Source organism: Ideonella azotifigens (genome assembly GCF_006519715.1).
Taxonomy (GTDB): domain Bacteria; phylum Pseudomonadota; class Gammaproteobacteria; order Burkholderiales; family Burkholderiaceae_C; genus Ideonella; species Ideonella azotifigens.
This window is the reverse complement of record NZ_VIDT01000012.1, coordinates 22,119-28,118: the sequence shown is the minus strand read 5'-3', so window position 1 is coordinate 28,118 and position 6,000 is coordinate 22,119. Positions and strand designations below refer to the sequence as shown.

7 protein-coding genes are annotated in these 6,000 nt (G+C 64.4%); all 7 read right to left on the bottom strand.

All coding sequences use genetic code 11. The annotated features are described in order from the left end of the window. Positions 1 to 1,283 (bottom strand): NADH-quinone oxidoreductase subunit NuoG (gene nuoG / locus FKP22_RS02100; RefSeq protein ID WP_141284706.1); only part of this gene is annotated, 1,283 nt, incomplete at its 3' end. A gap of 16 nt (positions 1,284 to 1,299) precedes the next feature. Further along, positions 1,300 to 2,646, bottom strand: coding sequence for an NADH-quinone oxidoreductase subunit NuoF (gene nuoF, locus FKP22_RS02095; protein ID WP_141284704.1), 1,347 nt, complete (start codon positions 2,644 to 2,646; stop codon positions 1,300 to 1,302). A gap of 3 nt (positions 2,647 to 2,649) precedes the next feature. Continuing rightward, positions 2,650 to 3,183, bottom strand: coding sequence for an NADH-quinone oxidoreductase subunit NuoE family protein (locus FKP22_RS02090; RefSeq protein ID WP_375140553.1), 534 nt, complete (start codon positions 3,181 to 3,183; stop codon positions 2,650 to 2,652). Continuing rightward, positions 3,180 to 4,433: an NADH-quinone oxidoreductase subunit D gene (locus FKP22_RS02085; RefSeq protein WP_141284701.1), complete on the bottom strand. Its 1,254-nt coding sequence runs from the start codon at positions 4,431 to 4,433 to the stop codon at positions 3,180 to 3,182. Before FKP22_RS02085 ends, FKP22_RS02090 begins: the two co-directional genes overlap by 4 nt. Positions 4,434 to 4,446: 13 nt before the next feature. Continuing rightward, positions 4,447 to 5,046, bottom strand: coding sequence for an NADH-quinone oxidoreductase subunit C (locus tag FKP22_RS02080; protein WP_141284699.1), 600 nt, complete (start codon positions 5,044 to 5,046; stop codon positions 4,447 to 4,449). Positions 5,047 to 5,067: 21 nt separating this feature from the next. After that, a complete protein-coding gene (locus FKP22_RS02075) occupies positions 5,068 to 5,544 on the bottom strand; it encodes a NuoB/complex I 20 kDa subunit family protein (RefSeq protein ID WP_141284697.1) in 477 nt (158 codons plus the stop codon). Between the two features lie 75 nt (positions 5,545 to 5,619). After that, a complete protein-coding gene (locus tag FKP22_RS02070) occupies positions 5,620 to 5,979 on the bottom strand; it encodes an NADH-quinone oxidoreductase subunit A (RefSeq protein WP_141284717.1) in 360 nt (119 codons plus the stop codon). Positions 5,980 to 6,000 lie beyond the last annotated feature (21 nt).

The window sequence follows — 6,000 nt, the reverse complement described above, 5'->3', positions numbered from 1 at the left end:
GACTGGGCCCAGGCATCAGGCGCGGCGGCCAGGCGGCCGGTCAGCGTCAGCGCCCAGTCGTCCTGCGCGGCATTCAGGCTGAACACCTGCGCGCCGCGGCGCGCGGCCTGGCGGATGCGCTGCGCGAACAGCGGATGGTCCTTGCGCAGGAAGGAGCCGACGACCAGCACGCGGTCCAGCGAGGACAGTGAGGCAATCGAGGCACCGAGCCAGCGCGTGCCCTCGCCTGCCGTGAAGTCGGCATGGCGCAGGCGGTGGTCGATGTTGTCGCTGCCCAGGCCGCGGACCAGCTTGGCCAGCAGATGCAGCTCTTCGACGGTGCTGTGGGCCGAGCCGAGCGCGCCGATGCCGGACACGCCGAACTCACCCTTCACGCGCTTCAGGCCGTCGGCGACGTAACCCAGCGCGGTATTCCAGTCGACGCTGACCCACTCGCCGCCTTGCTTGATCATCGGCGTGGTCAGGCGCGACGGGCTGTTGACAGCCTCGTAGCTGAAGCGGTCGCGGTCGGCGATCCAGCATTCGTTGACGTCGTCGTTCTCCAGCGGCACGATGCGCAGCACCTGGTGGTTCTTGACCTGGACGATCAGGTTGGCACCGGTGGAGTCATGTGGGCTGACGCTCTTGCGGCGCGACAGTTCCCAGGTCCGGGCGCTGTAGCGGAAAGGCTTGCTGGTCAGCGCGCCGACCGGGCAGATGTCGATCATGTTGCCCGACAGCTCGGAGTCGATCGTCTGGCCGACGAAGGTCGTGATTTCCGAATGCTCGCCGCGATGCTGCATGCCCAGCTCCATCACGCCGGCCATTTCCTGGCCGAAGCGCACGCAGCGAGTGCAGTGGATGCAGCGGCTCATCTCGGCCATCGAGATCAGCGGGCCGACGTCCTTCGGGAAGACGACGCGCTTCTCTTCCTCGTAGCGCGAGGAAGAACCGCCGTAGCCGACGGCCAGGTCCTGCAGCTGGCATTCGCCGCCCTGGTCGCAGATGGGGCAGTCCAGCGGATGGTTGATCAGCAGGAACTCCATCACCGAGCGCTGGGCCTTCAGGGCCTTGTCGCTCTTGGTGCGGACAATCATGCCTTGCGTGACTGGCGTGGCGCAGGCCGGCATCGGCTTGGGCGCCTTCTCCACGTCCACCAGGCACATGCGGCAGTTGGCCGCGATGGACAGTTTCTTGTGGTAGCAGAAGTGCGGGATGTAGGTGCCGGCAGCGTCGGCTGCATGCATCACCATGCTGCCTTCCGGCACCGAGACCTTCTTGCCGTCGAGTTCGATTTCGAGCATGTTGGGTTTGCCCCGGTCAGACGTAGGACGGGACCGTGCAGGTCTTGTGGTCGACGTGGTGGACGAATTCGTCCCGGAAGTGCTTGAGCATGCCGCGCACCGGCATGGCAGCCGCATCGCCGAGCGCGCAGATGGTGCGGCCCATGATGTTCTCGGCCACGTTGTCCAGCAGCGCCAGGTCATCGGCCCTGCCCTCGCCATGTTCCACGCGGTGGACCAGGCGGTGCAGCCAACCGGTGCCTTCGCGGCACGGCGTGCACTGGCCGCAAGACTCGTGGGCGTAGAAGTAGGCCAGGCGCTCCAGGCTCTTGACCATGCAGCGGGTCTCGTCCATCACGATGACTGCCCCCGAGCCCAGCATCGAGCCGGCCTTGGCGATGGAGTCATAGTCCATCGTGCACTCCATCATGATGTGAGCCGGCAGCACCGGGGCCGACGACCCACCGGGAATCACGGCCTTCAGCTTCTTGCCGCCCTTGACGCCACCGGCAAGCTCCAGCAGCTTGGAGAACGGCGTGCCCATGGGGATCTCGTAGTTGCCGGGACGTTCGACGTCGCCGACCATCGAGTAGATCTTGGTGCCGCCGTTGTTCGGCTTGCCGCATTCGAGGTAGGCCTGGCCGCCATTGCGGATGATCCAGGGCACCGCTGCGAAAGTCTCGGTGTTGTTGATCGTGGTCGGCTTGCCGTACAGACCGAAGCTGGCCGGGAACGGCGGCTTGAAGCGCGGCTGGCCCTTCTTGCCTTCCAGCGACTCCAGCAGCGCAGTTTCCTCGCCGCAGATGTAGGCACCAAAGCCGTGGAAAGCATGCAGCTGGAAGCTGTGCTTGCTGCCCAGGATGTTGTCGCCCAGCAGGCCAGCGGCGCGAGCTTCTTCCAGCGCGGCTTCGAAGCGGTCGTAGACCTCGAAGATCTCGCCGTGGATGTAGTTGTAGCCCACCGAGATGCCCATCGCGTAGGCAGCAATCGCCATGCCTTCGATGACGATGTGGGGGTTGTACATCAGGATGTCGCGGTCCTTGCAGGTCCCCGGCTCGCCTTCGTCCGAGTTGCAGACCAGGTACTTCTGGCCCGGGAACGCGCGCGGCATGAAGCTCCACTTCAGGCCGGTCGGGAAACCCGCGCCGCCACGGCCGCGCAGGCCGGAACCCTTGACCTCGGCGATCACCTGGTCCTGGGTCATCGGCTCGCCGCCGTCCACGCCAAGGATCTTGCGCAAGGCCTGGTAGCCGCCGCGTGCCTGGTAGTCCGCCAGGCCCCAGTTGCTGCCGTTCAGGCCGGCATAGATCTGGGCGCCAATGTGGCGGTCATGGAAGCAGGTCGCACTGCCGGTGGTCTGGAAACGGGAAAGATCGAGTGCCATGGTTCAGGCCGCCTTTCCAGCTTCGGTGCGCATCATCGCGACCATTTCGTCGAGCTTGTCGTTGCTCATGTAGCTCAGCATCTGCCGGTCGTTGACCAGCATCACCGGCGCGTCGGCGCAGGCGCCCAGGCATTCGCACTTGGCCACGGTGAACAGGCCGTCGGCAGTGGTGCCACCGTCCTCGACGTTCAGCGACTTGCACAGATGCTCCAGCGCGCCCTGGCCGTTGCGCAGCTGGCACGGCAGGTTGGTGCAGACGTTCAGCTTGAACTTCCCCACCGGCTGCTGGTTGTACATGTTGTAGAAGGTCGTGACCTCGTGCACCGCCATCGCAGGCATGCCCAGGTAGACAGCGATCGCCGCCTCGGCCTCGGTCGAAACCCAGCCCTGCTCCTGCTGCACGATGGACAGGCAGGCCATCACGGCCGACTGCGCCTGTTCCTTCGGGTACTTCGCGACTTCACGCGCGAATCGCGCCTGCGTCGCTTCGCTCAGCGAAGCCGCAGACGCCTGGTGGGTGACGGTGTCAGTCATCATCGATCGATCTCGCCAAACACGATGTCCATGGTGCCGATCACCGCAACGGCGTCGGCAATCATGTGGCCACGGGCCATTTCGTCCAGTGCCGCCAGGTGCGGGAAGCCGGGCGCGCGAATCTTCAGGCGGTAGGGCTTGTTCGCGCCGTCACTCACCAGGTAGATGCCGAACTCGCCCTTCGGGTGCTCGACAGCGGCATACGCCTCGCCTTCGGGCACGTGGAAGCCTTCGGTAAAGAGCTTGAAGTGGTGGATCAACTCTTCCATGCTGGACTTCATGTCCAGGCGCGAAGGCGGCGCGACCTTGTGGTTGTCGGTGATGACAGGGCCAGGGTTCTTGCGCAGCCATTCCACGCACTGCTGGATGATGCGGTTGGACTGGCGCATCTCGGCCACGCGCACCAGGTAGCGGTCGTAGGTGTCGCCGTTGACGCCAACGGGGATGTCGAAATCCATCTTGGCGTAGGCGTCGTACGGCTGCTTCTTGCGCAAGTCCCAGGCGATGCCCGAACCCCGCAGCATCGGGCCGGAGAAGCCGAGGTTCATCGCGCGCTCGGGCGTGACGATGCCGATGCCGACCGTGCGCTGCTTCCAGATCCGGTTGTCGGTCAGCAGGGTTTCGTAGTCATCGACGTTCTTCGGGAAACGCTTGCAGAAGTCGTCGATGAAGTCGAGCAACGAGCCTTGGCGGTTCTCGTTCAGCGCCTTGATGGCACGCTCGTTCTTGATCTTGCTGACCTTGTACTGCGGCATGCTGTCCGGCAGGTCGCGGTAGACGCCACCCGGCCGGTAGTAGGCCGCGTGCATGCGCGCACCGGAGACGGCCTCGTACATGTCGAACAGATCTTCCCGCTCGCGGAAGCAGTAGATCAGCATGTTCATCGCACCGCAGTCCATGCCGTGCGCGCCCAGCCACATCAGGTGGTTCAGCAGCCGCGTGATCTCGTCGAACATCACGCGGATGTACTGCGCACGGATCGGCACATCAATGCCCATCAGCTTCTCGATCGCCAGGCAATACGAGTGCTCGTTGCACATCATCGAGACGTAGTCCAGCCGGTCCATGTAGGGCAAGGACTGGATGAAGGTCTTGGTCTCGGCCAGCTTCTCGGTGGCACGGTGCAGCAGGCCGATGTGCGGGTCGGCGCGCTGGATGACTTCGCCGTCCAGCTCCAGCACCAGGCGCAACACGCCGTGGGCGGATGGATGCTGCGGACCGAAGTTCAGGGTGTAGTTCTTGATTTCTGCCATGACGTTCCCGGACTCAGTGCAGGCCGCCGTAGTTGTCTTCACGGATCACGCGGGGCGTGATTTCGCGTGGCTCGATCGTGACCGGCTGGTAGATCACGCGGCGGCTCTCGGCGTCGTAGCGCATCTCGACATGGCCCGACACCGGGAAGTCCTTGCGCATCGGGTGGCCGATGAAGCCATAGTCGGTCAGGATGCGACGCAAGTCGTTGTGACCTTCGTAGATGATCCCGTACATGTCGAAGGACTCGCGCTCGAACCAGTTCGCCGAGCTCCAGATCGGCGTCAGCGAAGCCACCACCGGCACGTCGTCGTCAGGCGCGTAAACCTTCAGGCGCAGGCGCCAGTTCAGCGTGACCGACAGCAGGTGCGAGACGGTGCAGTAGCGCAGGCCGTCCCAAGGCAGGTCCTTGTACGAGGACATGTCCAGGCCGCACAGGTCGATCAGTTGTTCGAACTTCAGTTGCGGATGGTCGCGCAGCGTGGTGGCCACGTCGGCGTAGTCTGCCGCCTTGACGGTGAGGGTCAGCTCGCCGCGCTCGCGCTGGAGGCGCGCAATGCGCCCGCCCAGCACCGATTCGAGCGCCGCTTGCAGGGTATCGAGTTTCTGCGTCATGGGATGCCTTGCCTGCTGACTTCAGCGGGCGATGGTGTTTTCGCGGCGGATCTTGGCCTGCAGTTGCAGGATGCCGTAGAGCAGTGCCTCGGCCGTGGGCGGGCAGCCCGGCACGTAGACGTCGACCGGCACGATGCGATCGCAGCCGCGCACGACCGAGTAGCTGTAGTGGTAGTAGCCGCCGCCGTTGGCGCAGGAACCCATCGAGAGCACCCAGCGCGGCTCGGCCATCTGGTCATAGACCTTGCGCAGCGCCGGTGCCATCTTGTTGCACAGCGTGCCGGCGACGATCATCAGGTCGGACTGCCGCGGGCTGGGCCGGAACAGCATGCCGAAGCGGTCGATGTCGTAGCGCGCCGCACCGGCGTGCATCATTTCCACGGCGCAGCAGGCCAGACCAAAGGTCATCGGCCACAAGGAACCGGTCTTGGACCAGTTGACGAGGGTGTCCACCGAGGTGGTGACAAAGCCCTCTTTGAAAACGCCTTCAATACCCATGCTTGTGTGCCTCTCGCAGCGAGGTCAGCGGCGCCACGCGCCCTGCCCCAAAAAACTGGCCAGGGGTGGTGCCCCTCATTCCCAATCGAGGGCGCCTTTTTTCCATTCGTAGGCAAAGCCCACGACCAGGATGGTCAGGAAGACCATCATGGCCCAGAAGCCTGACGCGCCGATGTCGCGCAGCGACACCGCCCACGGGAACAGGAAGGCAATTTCCAGGTCAAACAGGATGAAGAGGATGGCCACCAGGTAGTAGCGCACGTCGAACTTCATGCGGGCGTCTTCGAAGGCCTCGAAGCCGCACTCGTAGGGCGAGTTTTTCTCCGCGTCCGGGCGGTTGGGCCCGAGCAGGAAGCCGAGCAGCTGCGGCGCAACGCCGACGCCGACTCCGACCAGAATGAAAAGGATGACGGGCAAATACGGTTGCAGGTCCATGGTCGGCGGGTTCCCAGCAGT